Origin of the sequence: Actinomadura sp. B10D3, from assembly GCF_039871695.1 — a bacterium.
Classification (GTDB): domain Bacteria; phylum Actinomycetota; class Actinomycetes; order Streptosporangiales; family Streptosporangiaceae; genus Spirillospora; species Spirillospora madurae.
Genome location: NZ_JBDPLY010000023.1, coordinates 13,558 through 28,666, shown reverse-complemented (window position 1 = coordinate 28,666; position 15,109 = coordinate 13,558). Strand labels below are relative to the sequence as shown.

13 protein-coding genes are annotated in these 15,109 nt (G+C 72.0%); 5 read left to right on the top strand and 8 right to left on the bottom strand.

Features of this window, described 5'->3' with window-relative positions:
- Positions 1-93 precede the first annotated feature (93 nt).
- Positions 94-1,470 (bottom strand): aspartate aminotransferase family protein, encoded by a 1,377-nt coding sequence (locus ABGB11_RS28910; protein ID WP_347637793.1) that lies wholly within the window; start codon positions 1,468-1,470, stop codon positions 94-96.
- Between the two features lie 177 nt (positions 1,471-1,647).
- On the opposite strand from ABGB11_RS28910, the gene ABGB11_RS28905 reads away from it, so the two are divergent.
- Positions 1,648-2,529 carry an alpha/beta hydrolase gene (locus tag ABGB11_RS28905; protein WP_347637791.1) on the top strand — a complete coding sequence of 294 codons (882 nt, stop codon included), beginning with the start codon at positions 1,648-1,650 and terminating at the stop codon, positions 2,527-2,529.
- Here ABGB11_RS28905 and ABGB11_RS28900 read toward each other — a convergent pair.
- On the bottom strand, positions 2,510-4,066 hold the full coding sequence (locus ABGB11_RS28900; protein WP_347637789.1) for a GMC family oxidoreductase N-terminal domain-containing protein: 1,557 nt from the start codon (positions 4,064-4,066) through the stop codon (positions 2,510-2,512). The genes ABGB11_RS28905 and ABGB11_RS28900 overlap by 20 nt on opposite strands.
- Before the next feature lie 166 nt (positions 4,067-4,232).
- Between ABGB11_RS28900 and ABGB11_RS28895 the strand changes: the two genes are divergently transcribed.
- Positions 4,233-5,723, top strand: coding sequence for a tetratricopeptide repeat protein (locus tag ABGB11_RS28895; RefSeq protein WP_347637787.1), 1,491 nt, complete (start codon positions 4,233-4,235; stop codon positions 5,721-5,723).
- A gap of 11 nt (positions 5,724-5,734) precedes the next feature.
- On the opposite strand, the gene ABGB11_RS28890 is transcribed toward ABGB11_RS28895, so the two are convergent.
- On the bottom strand, positions 5,735-6,307 hold the full coding sequence (locus tag ABGB11_RS28890; protein WP_347637785.1) for a TetR/AcrR family transcriptional regulator: 573 nt from the start codon (positions 6,305-6,307) through the stop codon (positions 5,735-5,737).
- Positions 6,308-6,394: 87 nt separating this feature from the next.
- On the opposite strand from ABGB11_RS28890, the gene ABGB11_RS28885 reads away from it, so the two are divergent.
- Positions 6,395-6,766: a DUF4267 domain-containing protein gene (locus ABGB11_RS28885; protein WP_347637784.1), complete on the top strand. Its 372-nt coding sequence runs from the start codon at positions 6,395-6,397 to the stop codon at positions 6,764-6,766.
- 158 nt (positions 6,767-6,924) lie between these two features.
- Here the strand turns inward: ABGB11_RS28885 and ABGB11_RS28880 are convergent, their stop codons facing one another.
- From ABGB11_RS28880 to ABGB11_RS28865, 4 genes are all read right to left on the bottom strand, one after another.
- Entirely contained in the window at positions 6,925-8,190 is a 1,266-nt protein-coding gene (locus tag ABGB11_RS28880) for a class I SAM-dependent methyltransferase (RefSeq protein WP_347637782.1), read from the bottom strand.
- 81 nt (positions 8,191-8,271) lie between these two features.
- Positions 8,272-9,639, bottom strand: a complete 1,368-nt coding sequence (locus ABGB11_RS28875; protein WP_347637780.1) for an FAD-binding oxidoreductase — start codon at positions 9,637-9,639, stop codon at positions 8,272-8,274.
- A gap of 234 nt (positions 9,640-9,873) precedes the next feature.
- Positions 9,874-10,395: a DUF1707 and DUF4870 domain-containing protein gene (locus ABGB11_RS28870; protein WP_347637778.1), complete on the bottom strand. Its 522-nt coding sequence runs from the start codon at positions 10,393-10,395 to the stop codon at positions 9,874-9,876.
- Between the two features lie 36 nt (positions 10,396-10,431).
- Complete coding sequence (locus ABGB11_RS28865) at positions 10,432-11,250, bottom strand: polysaccharide deacetylase family protein (protein WP_347637776.1); 819 nt, start codon at positions 11,248-11,250, stop codon at positions 10,432-10,434.
- A 152-nt stretch (positions 11,251-11,402) separates the two neighbouring features.
- Between ABGB11_RS28865 and ABGB11_RS28860 the strand changes: the two genes are divergently transcribed.
- A complete protein-coding gene (locus tag ABGB11_RS28860) occupies positions 11,403-11,774 on the top strand; it encodes a hypothetical protein (protein ID WP_250356966.1) in 372 nt (123 codons plus the stop codon).
- A gap of 105 nt (positions 11,775-11,879) precedes the next feature.
- On the opposite strand, the gene ABGB11_RS28855 is transcribed toward ABGB11_RS28860, so the two are convergent.
- Complete coding sequence (locus tag ABGB11_RS28855; protein WP_347637774.1) at positions 11,880-12,854, bottom strand: DUF4192 domain-containing protein; 975 nt, start codon at positions 12,852-12,854, stop codon at positions 11,880-11,882.
- A 198-nt stretch (positions 12,855-13,052) separates the two neighbouring features.
- Here ABGB11_RS28855 and ABGB11_RS28850 point away from each other — a divergent pair, with 198 nt between their 5' ends.
- Positions 13,053-15,104: an ATP-dependent DNA helicase gene (locus ABGB11_RS28850; RefSeq protein ID WP_347637997.1), complete on the top strand. Its 2,052-nt coding sequence runs from the start codon at positions 13,053-13,055 to the stop codon at positions 15,102-15,104.
- The last annotated feature ends 5 nt before the right edge of the window (positions 15,105-15,109 follow it).

Sequence of the window (15,109 nt, the reverse complement as noted above, 5' to 3'; positions counted from 1 at the left end):
AAGTAAAGCCGCAAGCGCACACTGATCGGGACGGTGACACGCCTCACAGTAGCGGTCCCGGGCCCGGCGCACGGCCGAGCCCGGACATCCTGCTCAAATTTGGGTCCATGCCTCCTTGAGGACGGAACGGAGGATCTGCTCGATCTCCTCGAAATGCCCCTGGTCGCAGATCAGCGGCGGCGCCAGCTGGACGACCGGGTCACCGCGGTCGTCGGCGCGGCAGTACAGGCCCGCCTCGTATAGCGCCTTGTCGAGGAACCCGCGCAGCAGCCGCTCGGACTCCTCGTCGTCGAACGTCTCGCGCGTGTCCTGGTCCTTCACGAGCTCGATGCCGTAGAAGTAGCCGTCGCCGCGGACGTCCCCGACGATCGGCAGGTCGCGGAGCCGTTCCAGCGTGCCGCGGAAGGCGTCCCGGTGCCGCCGGACGTGCCCGTTGAGGTCCTCGCGCTCGAACAGGTCGAGGTTGGCCAGGGCGACCGCCGCCGACACCGGGTGCCCGCCGAAGGTGTAGCCGTGCGCGAACATCTCCGCCCCGCTCTTGAACGGCTCGAAGAGCCGGTCGGCCACCAGCATCCCGCCGAGCGGCGCGTACCCCGAGGTGACGCCCTTGGCGAACGTGATGATGTCGGGCGTGTAGCCGAACCGCTCCGCGCCGAACATCGCGCCGAGACGCCCGAACGCGCAGATGACCTCGTCCGACACCAGCAGGACGTCGTGCCGGTCGCAGATCTCCCGGACGCGCTGGAAGTACCCGGGCGGCGGCGGAAAGCAGCCGCCGGCGTTCTGCACGGGCTCCAGGAACACGGCGGCGACGGTATCGGGGCCCTCGAACTCGATGGCCTCCTCGATCCGGTCCGCGGCCCACCGGCCGAACGCCTCCGGGTCGTCGCGATGCTCGGCGGCCCGGTAGATGTTGGTGTTCGGCACCCGGAACCCGCTCGGCACGAGCGGCTCGTACGGGGCCTTCAGCTCGGGCAGCCCGGTGATCGACAGCGCGCCGTGCGGGGTGCCGTGGTAGGCGACCGCGCGGCTGATCACCTTGTGCTTGCCCGGCCTGCCGGTGAGCTTGAAGTAGTGCTTGGCGAGCTTCCACGCGCTCTCGACGGCGTCGCCGCCGCCGGCGGTGAAGAACGCGCGGTTCAGGTCGCCGGGCGCGAGGCCGGCGAGGCGCTCGGCCAGCTCGACGGCCTTCGGGTGCGCGTACGACCACAGCGGGAAGAATCCCAGCTCGGCGGCCTGCTTGGCGGCGGCCTGCGCCAGTTCCTCGCGCCCGTGGCCGGCCTGGACGGTGAACAGCCCGGACAGCCCGTCGAGGTAGCGCCGGCCCGCCGAGTCGTAGATGTAGGGCCCCTCACCGCGGACGATCACCGGGATCTCGTCGCCGCCCTGGGAGGCCGAGTGGCGCGCGAAGTGCATCCACAGGTGGTCGCGCGCCGCCTTCTGCATCGCGTCGTGCCGCTGGCCAGTCACGTCCGGCTCCGTCATCACGCTTCCCTTGCTGCGATCGATCCAGTTGCATTGATGCTAAGTGACTACGGATTCCGCTGTAAATAGATAATCAGACGCCGGTATCCGAAGAATGACCACTCCGATACCCATCGCCCTCCGGACCCCCGGTACCGTTCGCCGCGAACCGAGGAGGCGGACATGGGCGACATCACGACCGGATCTGTCACGGCGAACGGGCTCGACTTCGGATACCTCGCGGCGGGTCCGCAGGACGGACCGCTGGCGCTGCTCCTGCACGGCTTCCCCGATTCGGCGCACTCCTGGCGGCACCTCATGCCGGACCTGGCCGCCGCGGGGTACCGGGCCGTGGCGCCGTTCATGCGCGGCTACGCCCCGACATCCGTCCCGGAGGACGGCGCCTACCAGAGCGGCGCCCTCGCCGCCGACGCCGTCGCCCTGCACGAGGCCCTCGGCGGCGGCTCCGACGCGGTCGTCATCGGCCACGACTGGGGCGCGTTCGCCACCTACGGCGCCGTGAACGCGGCCCCGGACCGCTGGCGCAAGGCCGTCGTGATGTCCGTCCCGCCCGTCTCGGTGATGGCGAACGCGTTCCTCGACTACGAGCAGCTCAGGCGGTCGTTCTACATCTTCGTGTTCCAGACGCCGCTCGCGGAGGCCGCGCTGAACCGCGCGTTCGTCGAGGGGTTGTGGCGCGACTGGTCCCCCGACGACGGCCGGGACCGGTCCGCGGACGTCGACCGCGCCATGGACTGCCTGCGCACGCCCGCCAACATCGCGGCGGCCATCGGGTACTACCGCGCCATGCTCGACCCGTCCCGGCTCGTCGACCGGTACGCGGCCGAGCAGCGGGCGGCGACCGAGGTGGGCGAGCGTCCCGTCCTGTACCTGCACGGGGCGGAGGACGGCTGCATCGGAGCGGACCTGGTGGATCTGGACGCCGTCCGGGCGGCGCTCCCGCCGGGGTCGGAGGCCGCCCTCGTCCCGGACGCCGGCCACTTCCTCCAGGTGGACGCCCCGGCCGAGGTGAACGCGCGCGTCGTCAGGTGGCTGTCCGCCTGATCAGGTCGGCCGCCTTCTCCCCGATCATGATCGCGGGGGCGTTGGTGTGCCCGCGGGTGATCTGCGGCAGGACGGACACGTCGGCCACCCGGAGCCCCTCGACGCCGCGGACGCGCAGGTCAGGGTCGACGACGCAGTCGGCGCCCGTCCCCATCCGGCAGGTACCGGTCGGGTGGTACAGCGTCTCGGCGTGCCCCCGGACGTAGCGGGCCAGCGCCTCCTCGTCCTCCGCGCCCGTGTAGGGCTCCATGGGGTCGGCGGCATAGGGCTTCAGCGCGTCGGCGGCGAGCAGCTCCTCGGCGCGCCGGACGCCGACCATGAGGCGGCGCAGGTCGTCATCGCGGGACAGGTAGGCCGGGTCGATCACCGGCGGCGCGGCGGGGTCGGCGGAGGCGAGCGCGATGTGCCCGGCCGACTCCGGCTGGAGCAGGACGACGCCGACCGTCACGCCGTGCTCGGCCGGCGGGGTGAGCCCGTGCGCGATGTACGGGACCGGCGCGAAGATCAGTTCGAGGTCCGGCGCGTGCAGGGAGGGATCGCTCTTGGTGAACACGACCGCCTCCCCGACGTTGGACGTCAGCGGCCCGCGCCGCGCGATCAGGTAGCGGGCGACGTCGCGCAGCGACCCGGCGTCCGCGAGCGTGATCTTCTCGGGGCAGTGCCGCAGGACGGCGACCGACAGGTGGTCCTGGAGGTGCCGCCCGACGCCCGGGCTCTCCGCGACGGGCTCGACGCCGGCGCTCCGCAGCTGCTCCGGATCGCCGATGCCGGACAGCATGAGCAGGTGCGGCGACCCGACCGCGCCCGCCGACAGCACGACCTCGCGGCGGGCCGTGACGCGCTCCCCGCCGTACTCGACGCCGGTCGCGCGCCCGTCCTCGACGAGGATTCGCGTCACCTGCGCACCCGTGACGACGGTGAGGTTCGGGCGCTTGCGGGCGGGACGCAGGTACGCGTCCGCGGCGCTGCACCGCCTGCCGCGCTTCTGGCTCACGGGGGTGAGCGCGTAGCCCTCGTTGGACGGGCCGTTCAGCTCGGGCCGCCGCTTCAGGCCGGCCGCGGCGCACGCGTCGAGGAACGCGCGGGTCGTCGGGTTGGGGCTGCGCTGCTCGGAGATCGTGACGGGGCCGGACGTCCCGTACACGTCGCCGGCGTTGCTGCCGGCGCGCCCCTCGACGCGCTTGAAGTACGGGACGACGTCCTCGTACGACCAGCCCGGGATGTCCCAGTCGTCGTAGTCGTCGTAATGGCCGCGCACCCACATCATCGCGTTGAGCGAGGAGGAGCCGCCGAGCATCCTGCCCCGCGGCCAGTACAGCTCGCGCCCGTCCAGCCCGGCCTGGGGAGCCGTGCTGTAGTCCCAGTCGCACTCGGTCTTGAACAGCTTCGGGAACGCCGCCGGGATGTGGATCTCGCCCTTGTCGTCCGGGCCGCCGGCCTCCAGGAGCGCGACGGTCACGGAGGCGTCCTCGGAGAGCCGCGCGGCCAGGGCGCAGCCCGCGGACCCGGCTCCGACGATGACGTAGTCGTGTTCCATGAGGACTCCAGCGGCTCCGTGGGCGCCGCGACGCCCGCCCGTCAAACCCGGGCTTACCACCCGTGGCCCCTCCCGTCCATGCATTCCGCCACTCGCGGGGAACCCGGCGCGGGCGGGAGGCGTCGATCTCTAGGTCTGTGACCCATTCGAGCGGAGGCGCGCGCCCATGAGCGGATACCCGGCGGAATCGATCGACCTGTACGAGGATGGTCTGGAGGCGCAGAAGGCCGGGCACCCGGACGACGCGGAGGACCTGTTCCGGCGGGCGTTCGAGGCGGGCCACCCGGGGGGCGCCCACGAGCTCGGCATGCTCGCGTCCGGCCGGGGCGAAGACGACCGGGCGCTGGAGTGGTGGCGGCGGGCGGCCGGCCAGGGGTACGCCCCGAGCGCCTTCGAGGCCGGCCACGCCGCCGAGCAGGCGGGCGACCGGGCCGCGGCCGAGCGGTGGTACCGGCAGGCCGCGGAGGGCGGCCACTCCGGCGGCCCGCTGAACCTCGGCGTCCTCGCCGAGAACGACGGGAACCGGGACGAGGCGATGCGCCTCTACCGCCGGGCATGGGACCTCGGAGCCGACCAGGCCGCCTTCAACATCGGCCGCCTGTACGACAACGACGGGAAGGGCGACCTCGACGCCGCCGAGACCTGGTACTCCCGCGCCGCCGAACGCGGGAACGGCGGCGCCGCGTTCAACCTCGGGTTCGTGCGCGAGGACCGGGGCGACAAGGCCGGGCAGCTGGAGGCGTGGCGGCGAGCCGCCGATCTCCGGCACCCCAGAGCCGCTCTCTGCCTCGGCGTGCACTTCGCCGAAGCCGGGGACGAGGACGCGGCCGTCGCCTGGTTCCGCCGGGCGGTGCTGGAGGTCGGCTCCGAGAGCGCCGCGCACCGCCTGCGCGACATCCACCGCGGCCGGGGTGACGGGCGCGGCGCCAGGTTCTGGTCCGAGTTCCTCACGGGCCTCAGCGTCTACAGCCCCGAGTTCGAGGCGTTCGGCGCCTACGGCTCGGCCGCCGCGATCCACCGCCAGGACGTCCTCATCAAGGCACTCGGGGAGGGCTACACCTCCTTCGACCTCGACGAGCGGACCCTCAGCACGGGCGGCCGCACCTTCCACGGCATGACGTTCCTCGGGAGCTACTCCCACGTCAGCCGGACGTGGAAGTGGGCGTGGGACAACCCGCACTTCGACCAGGACTCGCCCGCCATCGCCCCGCTGCGCGCCGTCCGCGGCTACGGCGAGCGGCAGGAGATCCCGGAACTCTTGTCCGGCGGTCTCGACCTGTCGGGGTTCCCGAACCCCCATCAGGCGGCGACCACCATGGCCATCGCGGCCGCCGCGGTGCTCGGCGGCAACGGCGTCCACAGCTGCCGCGTGAACGACGGGCAGGGCTCGTTCTACTTCCATCTCGACGACCCCTCGCTCCCCGCGGCCGGGTTCGACCCGATCACCGCGCCGCGGGTGCTGATGACGGCCGCCGAGGTCTTCCCCGGCGATCCCCGCCGCGTCGTCCTCGGGTTCCTGGAAGGGCACGGCTTCCGGATCAGGATGTCCGCCGACACCGTCGACGGCACCGCGCCCGACGGCGCCCGGGTGACGGTCGCGTTCACCTCGGAGGGCCTCATCAAGGCCATGACCGTGGGCCGCGGCGACGACGGCTGACGGTCGGCCCGTCAGGCCGAGAAGCGCCGGAGCAGGACCGCGAGGCGCACGTCGTGCTCCTCGCGGCGCAGGCGTCGGTTGCGCATCAGGGTCAGGAGGCCGTGCAGGCCGCTCCAGAACGTCTCGGTGAGCGCCTCCAGGTCGTCCCCGCCCGCGAAGGGCCGGACGGCCTCGCGTATCTCGCCGAAGCCGGCCTGCAGGGCTTCGGGCGCCTCGGGGCTCGCGAACGGCAGGTCGACGGCCAGGGTGAACATCGCGTCGTAGAGGGCGGGCCTGCGCTCGGCGAAATCCGCGTAGGCCCTGGCGACCCCGGCGAGGACCCGCGCCGGGTCGGTGGACGAGGCGCGCGCCGCCCGCAGCGCGGCGGCGAGCTCGGCGAAGCCCTCGACGGCGACGGCCGCCATGATGGCGTCCTTGCTCTTGAAGTGGCTGTAGAGGACGGGCTGGCTGTACTCGATCTCCGCGGCGAGGCGGCGGGTCGTCACCGCGTCCCAGCCCTCGGTCTCGGCCAGCTCCCGCGCCGCCGAGATGATCAGTCGTTCCCGTTCGGCGCGCTCGCGCTCCCGGCGTCCCTGGATCGTCATGGCTGAATCCTAGCAGCGCTAGAACTTCTTTCCTCGCTATGCTAGCGTCGATCCTGTTCCTAGCAGTGCTAGAAATTGGAGATATTGATGCTCGTTCCCGTCGCCTACGGCCTCGCCGTCGTGCTCGTCCTCTTCGTCGTCTTCATCGGCGCCCGTTTCCTCACCGCGCCCCAGGCGGCGGCCGCCGGATACGGCGTCCCCGCGAAGCCGGACGGCGACGCCGCCTACCTGGAGATCAAAGGGCTGCGCGACCTCACGCTCGGCCTGATCGGCCTGGCTTTGATCGTCTTCGCGGGTGCCCATGCCGCCGCGTGGTACATGCTGGTCGCGACCGTCGCGCCGCTCGGTGACACCCTCATCGTGCTGCGCAACGGCGGCACCAGGGCGGTCGCCTTCGGCATCCACTTCGCGACCGCCGTGATCGTGCTCGCCAGCGCCGCCCTTCTCTTCGCCGTCTGACCCCGCCGAGGAGAAGGCATCCGCCCCTGCTGGACGTCCAGGAGCTCTACGGCACCTACGTCCTCAGCGGCGCGGTGCGGGAGAGCGCGCGGGCTGAACGGCGACGGGCCGGCCGGAACGTTCCGGCCGGCCCGTCACTGATGCGGGAGCGCCCGCCCTCACGATCCCCAGTCGGGACGCAGCGGCATGTGGCTGTCGCCGTCGTCGTCGAGCTTCACGCCCAGCGTCTGGTGCAGCTGGATCCAGTTCTGCCGGAATCCGAGCACGCACCCGGCCATGTAGACGCGCCACACGCGGGCGGTGCCCTCGCCGACCTCGGCGACCGCCTCGTCCCAGTGCTCGTCGAGGTTCTCGCACCAGGCGGTGAGCGTCCGCGCGTAGTGCTCGCGCAGGTTCTCCTGGTGGCGGATCTCGAACCCGGCGTCGTTCATCTGCATCTGGACGTAGCCGGGGCCCTCCAGCTCACCGTCCGGGAACACGTACCGGTTGATGAACCCGTTCTCCTTGCGGGACGGCGCCGTGTTGTCCGGACGGGTGATGGTGTGGTTCAACATCCGCCCGCCCTTCTTCAGCTTGCCGTACAGGAACGAGAAGTAGGCCGGCAGGTTCGCCTTCCCGATGTGCTCGGTGAGGCCGATGGAGCTGATCGCGTCGAAGCCGGTCTCGGTCACGTCGCGGTAGTCCATGTGCCGGACCTCCGCGAGGTCGGACAGGCCCCGGTCGGCGATCGCCTTCTGCGCCCACTCGGCCTGCTGCTTGGACAGCGTGACGCCGAGCGCCTTGACGCCGTACTCCTTCGCGGCGTGCATCACCATGCCGCCCCAGCCGCAGCCGACGTCCAGCAGCCGCATCCCCGGCTGCAGCGCGATCTTCCTGGCGACGAGGTCGTGCTTGGCCCACTGCGCCTCCTCCAAGGTCGCGTCCTCACGCGGGTAGCACGCGCACGTGTAGGCCATGGAGGGGCCGAGCACCCACTCGTAGAAGGTGTTGGACACGTCGTAGTGATGGGAGATCGCCCGCGCGTCACGCCTCTTGGAGTGCCGCAGCCACGACGGGATCCGGCTGAACGGCGCCTCCTGCGGCGGCGGGTCCAGCCGGCGCGAGATCGCGCCGCGCAGCAGCGGGTCGCCCATCACGGCACCGGCGATGCGCGCCTTGTCGGCCGCCGTCACGTCGCTCAGCACCTGCTGCATCGTCGTCAGCGCGGTGATCATGTCGCCGTTGACGTCGATCATGCCGGTGACGTAGGCGCGGGCGAGTCCGAGCGCCCCCGGCGAGTGCAGCAGGTACGACACCGCGTAGGGCGAGCGCACGTCGAACCGGATGTCGGCGCCGGGAACCCCCGCCCGTGAACCGTCGTACGCCGTGAACTCCACTGGCGCCTCAGCCCCGGCCAGCCGCTGGAAGACCTTGGCCAGCGTCATCTTCTTCCTCCTGTCTCTCCGTCCCGGGCCGGGCGGCGGTGGCCACCGGCGGCGGGCTCCCCCGATCCGGCGGGCGCTTGGTCAGCGTCCGCGCACGCACTTGTCGTAGAGGTCCAGTAGCCGCTCGCCGGGGTCGTACGTCCCCTTGAGCCGCCTATAGGTCTCACCGTCGTAGTACCGCCAGAACTCGTCCCGGCCGTAGAAGGCGGTGGAATAGAGGGACTTGTGGCCGTCGAGCGCCGCGACCTTCCGCTCGATGAGCCGGTTGTGGTACTCGGGGATCTGGCCGGGCGGGATCCGCACCGTCCCCCAGAACCCCACGTTCACGTAGGAGCGGCCGACGTCCAGCGGGTACAGCGGCCACCGCTCCTTCGCGCGCAGCGGGCACAGCCAGATGGGGCTCATGCCCACCTTGTCGTGGAAGAACTCCAGGAACTCCGGGAGCCGCTCGGTCGGCACCTCGATGTCCTGGATGACGTCCTCGCGCGGGCGCAGGCCGCGCCAACGCTCCACGCGAGCGACGATGTGGTACCGACGGTCGTAGGCGACCAGTTTGCGGTACACGTCGGAGCGCTTGTACTTGTCCGGCCAGAGACGCCGGACGGCCGCGTTCTGAACGCCGAACGCGCCCGAGCACCAGAACCAGTCGGTGTCCCAGCGCCAGATGTAGTCGCGGATCGTCAGGAAGTCGACCGACCGTTCCTGGATCGACCGGTAGTAAATGCCCTGGCCGGTGTAGTCGGACGTGTAGGGCGCCGAATCGGCGAAGAAGCCGAGCGTGATGTACTGCTCGTTCGCGCCGAAGACCGCGCCGTCCATGAAGTCGACGGACTCGCCCTCGAACGTCCCGGTCTCGGTGATCTCGCTCATGACGCGGGCCAACTCCGCCGCGTCGCCGAACCGCAGATGGCGGAGGCGGACGTACGGGCGGACGGGACGCAGCTCGATCTTCAACCGCAGGCTGTAGCCGAGCGTTCCGTAGGAGTTCGGGAAACCGTAGAACAGGTCGGCGTGCTCATTGTCGCGGGTCGCGGTGATGACCTGCCCGTCACCGGTGAGGACCTCCAACTCCAGGACGCCCTCGTGCGGCAGCCCGTCCCGGAACGACGTCGACTCGATGCCGAGCCCGGTCACGGCGCCGCCCAGCGTGATGGTCTTCAGCTGCGGGACGACGGTCGGCATCAGCCCGTGCGGGAGCGTCGCGTCGACCAGGTCCTCGTAGGTCGTCATGCCCTGGACCTGGGCGGTCCGCTCGTCCGCGTCGACGGTCAAAACCTTGTCGAACCCGGACACGTCCAGCCCGGGAGCCTCCGAGGGGTCGCGCCACCGGAACAGGTTGGAGGTCCGCTTCGCCAGCCGCACCGGCGTGCCCGCCGGGATCGCCGCGTAGGACCTCCGGAGCGCCTCCACCGCCCGCTGGTGATCGCCCCTGACCGCAAGCTCCGTCATCTGCTGCCCCTCCCTCGCCTAGTTAATCGATCATCCCATGCACGGTCCACATAACTCGGACGTTAGGGGAGTCACAGGTAGGCAGGGGAATAAAGCCACGGGCGTACACATCGGCGTCTATTCATCTCCTGGAGCGACGGAACCGCGTACAGAGCGGCCACGTCAACACTTCCCCGGAGGCACCCGCCGACAAACCAGAAAGGGCGCCCGGCTCCCTCGGCCGGGCGTGCCGGGTCACTTCACCAGGCGCAGGATCCAGGGGTAGCGGAACGTGTTGCCGGTCACCGCGAACACGGCCGCGATCGCCGACAGCACCCACGCGACCGCGTACGCCACCGCGCCGATCCCGAACGTGACGATCGTGAGCAGCAGCAGCGTCACCTGGAAGTTCACCGCCTCGGCGGCCTGCCTGCGGACGTACTCCGACCGCTTGCCGCTCAGCAGCATGAGGAACAGCGGCCCGACGAACAGCGTGGGGACGGCGACGACGTGGGCCGCCGCGGCGAGCATCCTGTCCTCGCCCGTCGGGGGCTCCCCGTCCCCGGCGGCCGGCTGCTTGCGCGGCGCCGGCACCAGGTCGTGGGTGACCGCGCCGAGGTCGCGCCGCGTCTTGGCCGTCATCGCCAGCTGAACGCGCATGTCGAACTCGTCCTCATCGAGGCGCCCTTCGGCGTAGGCGTCCTGGAGGTTCTGGATGACCGGTTCCCGCTCGGCGTCCGAGACCCGCAGATCCCCCGCCGCGTAGCTGCTGTTCATATCTCTCATGCTCGGCGGGCGCGGGCCGCCGAGGTATCAGGGAAGACCCTGAGGCTCCCCTGAATTCAGCTGGACGTACTCCTCCCCTGGGGTCAGGCGGCCGCCGAACAGCTCCGGCACCGTGACGAACACGTAGCCGCGTCCGGCCAGCTCGTCGACGATCCTCGGGACGGCCTTCACCGTCGTCGGATGGATGTCGTGCAGGAGGACGATGGAGCCGGGCTTCACCGCCTTCAGCACCGTCTTCTCGACGTGCCGGGTGTCGCGGTGCTCCCAGTCGAGCGGGTCGACCGTCCACATCACCTGCGCCAGCCCGAGGCTCCGCGTGATCTTCTTCAGCCGGCCGGACGTCGACCCGTACGGCGGCCGGAGCATGACCGGGGTGACGCCGGACGCCCGCCGGATCGCGTCCTGCGTGCGGTTCAGCTCCGACAGGATCTCCTTGCGCGACGCGTGCCCGAGATCGGCGTGCGTGTAGCTGTGGTCGGCGACCTCGTGCCCCTCCGCGGCCTCGCGCCGGACGAGCTCGGGATGCTCCGCGACGTTCTCGCCGATCAGGAAGAACGTCGCCCTCACATGGCGGGCGGCCAGGATGTCCAGGAGCTCGCCGGTGCTCTCGGCGGGCCCGTCGTCGAACGTCAGCGCCACGCACTTCGCCCGTGCGCAGTCGGGAGGCGGCGGCTTCGGCGGGGCCGTGGGCCTCGCCGGCTTCGCCGGCCGGCGCTCCGGGGCCGCGCTCGTGGCGGCGACGAGCCCGGCCTGCTTCGGAGCGGGGGTGAGCGTGCTGAGTAACCCGGCCAGCGAGGCCGCGAGCACGGCGGCGGCCCCCCGCCGGACGAGGTCCAGCCCGTCCATCGATCCCCCCGATGATGATCCCCCAAGGCCGCAAGTCTAAGGCTCGGCCCCCTGCTCGCCGGGGATGCCGCCGCTGTGTCGGGAACCCGTGCCGCGCGGGTGTCGTTATCGTCGTACACCACAATCCGGCGGCACAGGCGACGGGATGGGCGATGAGGTTCCGGGATCGGTTCGGGATCCGCAGGCATCGCGGACCCACGGTGACGAGGCTCGACCGTGAGGCGACGGACTCCGACATCGAGGCCCTGATCGCGTTCGCCCGGTCGCGGCAGGGCGTGGAGTTCTTCGTCGAGCCGGAGACCTTCGCCACCGACACCACGGCGGTCGCGATCGCCCACGACGGCGAGTGGACCCGCCGCCGGGTCGGCTCCCCCAAGGTCATCGCCAAGGTGGCGCGCGACCTCGGCCTGCCCATCTACGACGTCCAGATCGTGGGCTACCCGCCCCGCATGCGCGCCTGGAACGAGCGCAACCGCGACCGCCGCATAGACCCCGGCACCCCCGGCCAGGCCGTCGCCCCCTGACCCGCCCTCCCCGACCGGCGCGGACCGGGGTGTCCTGAACGAGCTGACGGGCAGGACGCCGCCTCCGAGCGCGGCACGCCTACACGGGCCGTGTGGAGGCTCGGGTTACCCGGCCTTGCGGTGGGTGTGGGTGTCGTAGGCCGTCGCGAGCTGGTCGGGGTTCATGCCCAGGCGGAGCTTGGACGGGGGGATGCCTGCGTGGATCACCTCTCGCAGGAGGACGGCCATGGAGTAGGCGGGGTCGGCGTCGAGGGCGCGTTCCAGGGCCACGTTCGCGAGGCCGCCGTCGCCTGCGGTGTAGGCGGCGAAGGCCAGGAGGGACGCGGGGCCCGGGACGTGGTTCTCGTGCACGCGGCGGACGATGTCGCGCCAGAAGGCGATGTCGGCGGCGGGCGCGTCCTCGTCGATGCGGATCCAGGCCTCGTCGCGGATGCGCAGGTCGGTGAGGAGGAGGCCGAGCCAGGCGACCTCGTCGTCGGTCGGGCGGATGCCGGTGCGGACGTGGGCGAGCAGGGCCAGGACGGAGGCGAGGTCGTCCTCGGCGTCGCCGCGGGGGCGGGCGAGGCGGCGCTTCTCGGCGCGCTCGGTGGCCCGGTGCATCGCGGGGTCGCGGAGCGGGGCGACCGACGCGACGAGCTCGGCGCGGTCGGCGAGGGCCACGTGGCCGGCGAAGGTCGCCTGGGCGGCGACGGCGCTGGCGGAGATGTCGTACGGGGTGCCTTCGGGCGGGCAGCAGTCACCGTCGCACGTCAGCGACCACCAGCGGCCCTCGGCGACGCGGATCGCCTCGGCCGCGGGGACGCCGGCGGCCGCCAGCGCCGCGCGCATGGGGGTCGCGGCCGCGGCCACCTCGCCGGCCGGGCCGTAGCCGAGCACGAGGGAGCGGGTGAAGCCGTTCGCGGCGAGGAGGGCGGCCACCCGGCCGGCGCCGCCGGACGGTAAGTCGAGCCGGATCGCGCACGTGCCGCCGGAACGGCCCTCGAAGCCGATCACGACGAGGCTGCGGGACGGGTGGAAGCCGAGCAGGTAGGGGACGGCCGCGATGGCGTCCTGTGCGGAGCGGATCACCAGGGGTGTCATGGCTCGACACTCGCAGGGGCGGTGCGCCGCCCGAGCGCGGTCCCGCGATTGTGGATAACTCCGGACCGGCGGGAAGCGGCGGAAACCGGCGGCGCCGACTGCGGGCTACCGGGGCGCGGGTGTCGGCCGGGGGCGGTAGCGTTGGGCGACGTGCCCGCCCCTGATCTGCTGACCGACAGCGATACCCAGATTCCGGACATGGCGACCCTTCTCGCCACGGCCGTCACGTCCATCGGGGGCGCCGAGCGCCCGGGGCAGGTGAGCATGGCCCGGGCTGTGGAGAAGGCGATCGAGTCCGGCGAGCACGTCGCCGCCCAGGCCGGCACGGGGACGGGCAAGTCGCTGGCCTACCTCGTCCCGGCGATCCGGTACGCCGTGCAGAACAAGACGACCGTGGTGGTCTCCACCGCGACGATCGCGTTGCAGCGGCAGCTCGTCGACCGCGACCTGCCCAGGCTCGCCGAGGCGCTCGGGCCGATGCTCGGCACGGAGCTCGAGTTCGCGATCCTCAAGGGCCGCCGCAACTACCTGTGCCTGCACCGGGTGCAGACGGGGGTGCCCGAGGAAGAGGACGGCGGGCCGAGCCTGTTCGACCCGCAGCAGCTCTCCACGCTCGGGCGGCAGGTCAAGCGGCTGAACGAGTGGGCCGAGGAGACCAAAACCGGCGACCGTGACGAGCTCGTGCCGGGGGTGAGCGAGCAGGCGTGGCGGCAGGTCGCCGTCACGGCGAAGGAGTGCCTGGGTGCGCAGCGGTGCCCGCAGGGCACCGAGTGCTTCGCGGAGCTCGCGCGGGCGGAGGCGGGCGAGGCGCACATTGTGGTCACCAACCATGCGCTGCTGGCCATCGACGCCCTGGAGGAGTTCCAGGTCCTGCCCGAGCACGACGTGGTGATCGTGGACGAGGCGCACGAGCTGGTCGACCGGGTCACGTCGGTCGCGACCGGCGATCTGAGCGCGGCCGGGGTGGAGACGGCGGCGCGGCGTTGCGGGCGCCTCATCGAGGAGGGCATCGCCGACCGGATGAAGGAGTCGGCCGAAGGGCTCGGCCTCCTTCTGGAGGACATGCCCGCCGGACGCATGGACGTCCTGCCGCCGGCGCTCGGCAACACGCTCGCCGCCGTCCGGGACGCCGCGCACGCGTGCATCACGGCGCTCGGGCCGGAGAAGAAGGACGCCGACCCCGGCGACATGGCCGCGCGCAAGGCGGCGCGGTCGTCGCTGGAGGAGATGCACGAGACGGCCGTGCGGATGCTGGAGGCGTTCCAGCCCGAGATGGCGCAGCGCTTCGACGTGGTGTGGCTGGAGAAGCCGTTCGTCCAGGAAGGGCGTCCGAAGAGGCCGCCGGCGCTGCATGTGGCGCCGATCGGTGTGGGCGGCCTGCTGCGGACGACGCTGTTCGAGCAGCGCACCGCGATCCTGACGTCGGCGACGCTCACGCTGGGCGGGTCGTTCGAGCCGCTCGCCCGCCAGTGGGGCCTGCCTCCGCTGGACGAGAGCGGGCCGCGCGACGCCAAGACCGCCGCGGAGGGCCTCGCGCAGACCGCGACGGAGAAGGGCGAGGAGACCGAGGTCGTGTGGTCCGGGCTGGACGTCGGCTCGCCGTTCGACCATCCGAAGGCGGGCATCCTGTACGTCGCGCGGCACCTGCCGCAGCCCGGCCGCGACGGCCTCCCCGACGCGTACCTGACCGAGATCACCGAGCTGATCGAGGCGGCGGGCGGGCGCACGCTCGGCCTGTTCTCCTCGATGCGGGCGGCGCGCCAGGCCGCCGACGAGCTGAAGGACCATCTGACCCACCCGCTGCTCTGCCAGGGCGAGGACTCCACGTCCCTGCTGGTCAAGCGGTTCGCCGAGGACGAGCGGACCTGCCTGTTCGGCACCCTGTCGCTCTGGCAGGGCGTGGACGTCCCCGGCCCGTCGCTGCAGCTGGTCATCATGGACCGCATCCCGTTCCCGCGGCCCGACGACCCCGTGTCGTCGGCGCGGTCGCGGGCGGTCGCGGCGCGCGGCGGGAACGGGTTCATGGCGGTCGCCGCGACGCACGCCGCGCTGCTGCTGGCGCAGGGCGCCGGGCGGCTGCTCCGGTCGATGGACGACCGCGGCGTCGTCGCCGTCCTCGACCCGCGGCTCGCCACGGCCCGCTACGGCGGCTTCCTGAAGAACTCGCTGCCGCCGTTCTGGGCCACGACCGACCCGGACGTCGTGCGCGGAGCCCTCCGCCGACTGGACGCCGCCGCGGAGAAGGGCTGAACCGG

Coding starts and splice junctions, on each gene's coding strand:
- ABGB11_RS28905 (WP_347637791.1), top strand. CDS start 1,648: ATGGGCGACATCACGACCGGATCTGTCACGGCGAACGGGCTCGACTTC.
- ABGB11_RS28900 (WP_347637789.1), bottom strand. CDS start 4,066: ATGGAACACGACTACGTCATCGTCGGAGCCGGGTCCGCGGGCTGCGCC.
- ABGB11_RS28895 (WP_347637787.1), top strand. CDS start 4,233: ATGAGCGGATACCCGGCGGAATCGATCGACCTGTACGAGGATGGTCTG.
- ABGB11_RS28890 (WP_347637785.1), bottom strand. CDS start 6,307: ATGACGATCCAGGGACGCCGGGAGCGCGAGCGCGCCGAACGGGAACGA.
- ABGB11_RS28885 (WP_347637784.1), top strand. CDS start 6,395: ATGCTCGTTCCCGTCGCCTACGGCCTCGCCGTCGTGCTCGTCCTCTTC.
- ABGB11_RS28880 (WP_347637782.1), bottom strand. CDS start 8,190: ATGACGCTGGCCAAGGTCTTCCAGCGGCTGGCCGGGGCTGAGGCGCCA.
- ABGB11_RS28875 (WP_347637780.1), bottom strand. CDS start 9,639: ATGACGGAGCTTGCGGTCAGGGGCGATCACCAGCGGGCGGTGGAGGCG.
- ABGB11_RS28870 (WP_347637778.1), bottom strand. CDS start 10,395: ATGAACAGCAGCTACGCGGCGGGGGATCTGCGGGTCTCGGACGCCGAG.
- ABGB11_RS28865 (WP_347637776.1), bottom strand. CDS start 11,250: ATGGACGGGCTGGACCTCGTCCGGCGGGGGGCCGCCGCCGTGCTCGCG.
- ABGB11_RS28860 (WP_250356966.1), top strand. CDS start 11,403: ATGAGGTTCCGGGATCGGTTCGGGATCCGCAGGCATCGCGGACCCACG.
- ABGB11_RS28855 (WP_347637774.1), bottom strand. CDS start 12,854: ATGACACCCCTGGTGATCCGCTCCGCACAGGACGCCATCGCGGCCGTC.
- ABGB11_RS28850 (WP_347637997.1), top strand. CDS start 13,053: ATGGCGACCCTTCTCGCCACGGCCGTCACGTCCATCGGGGGCGCCGAG.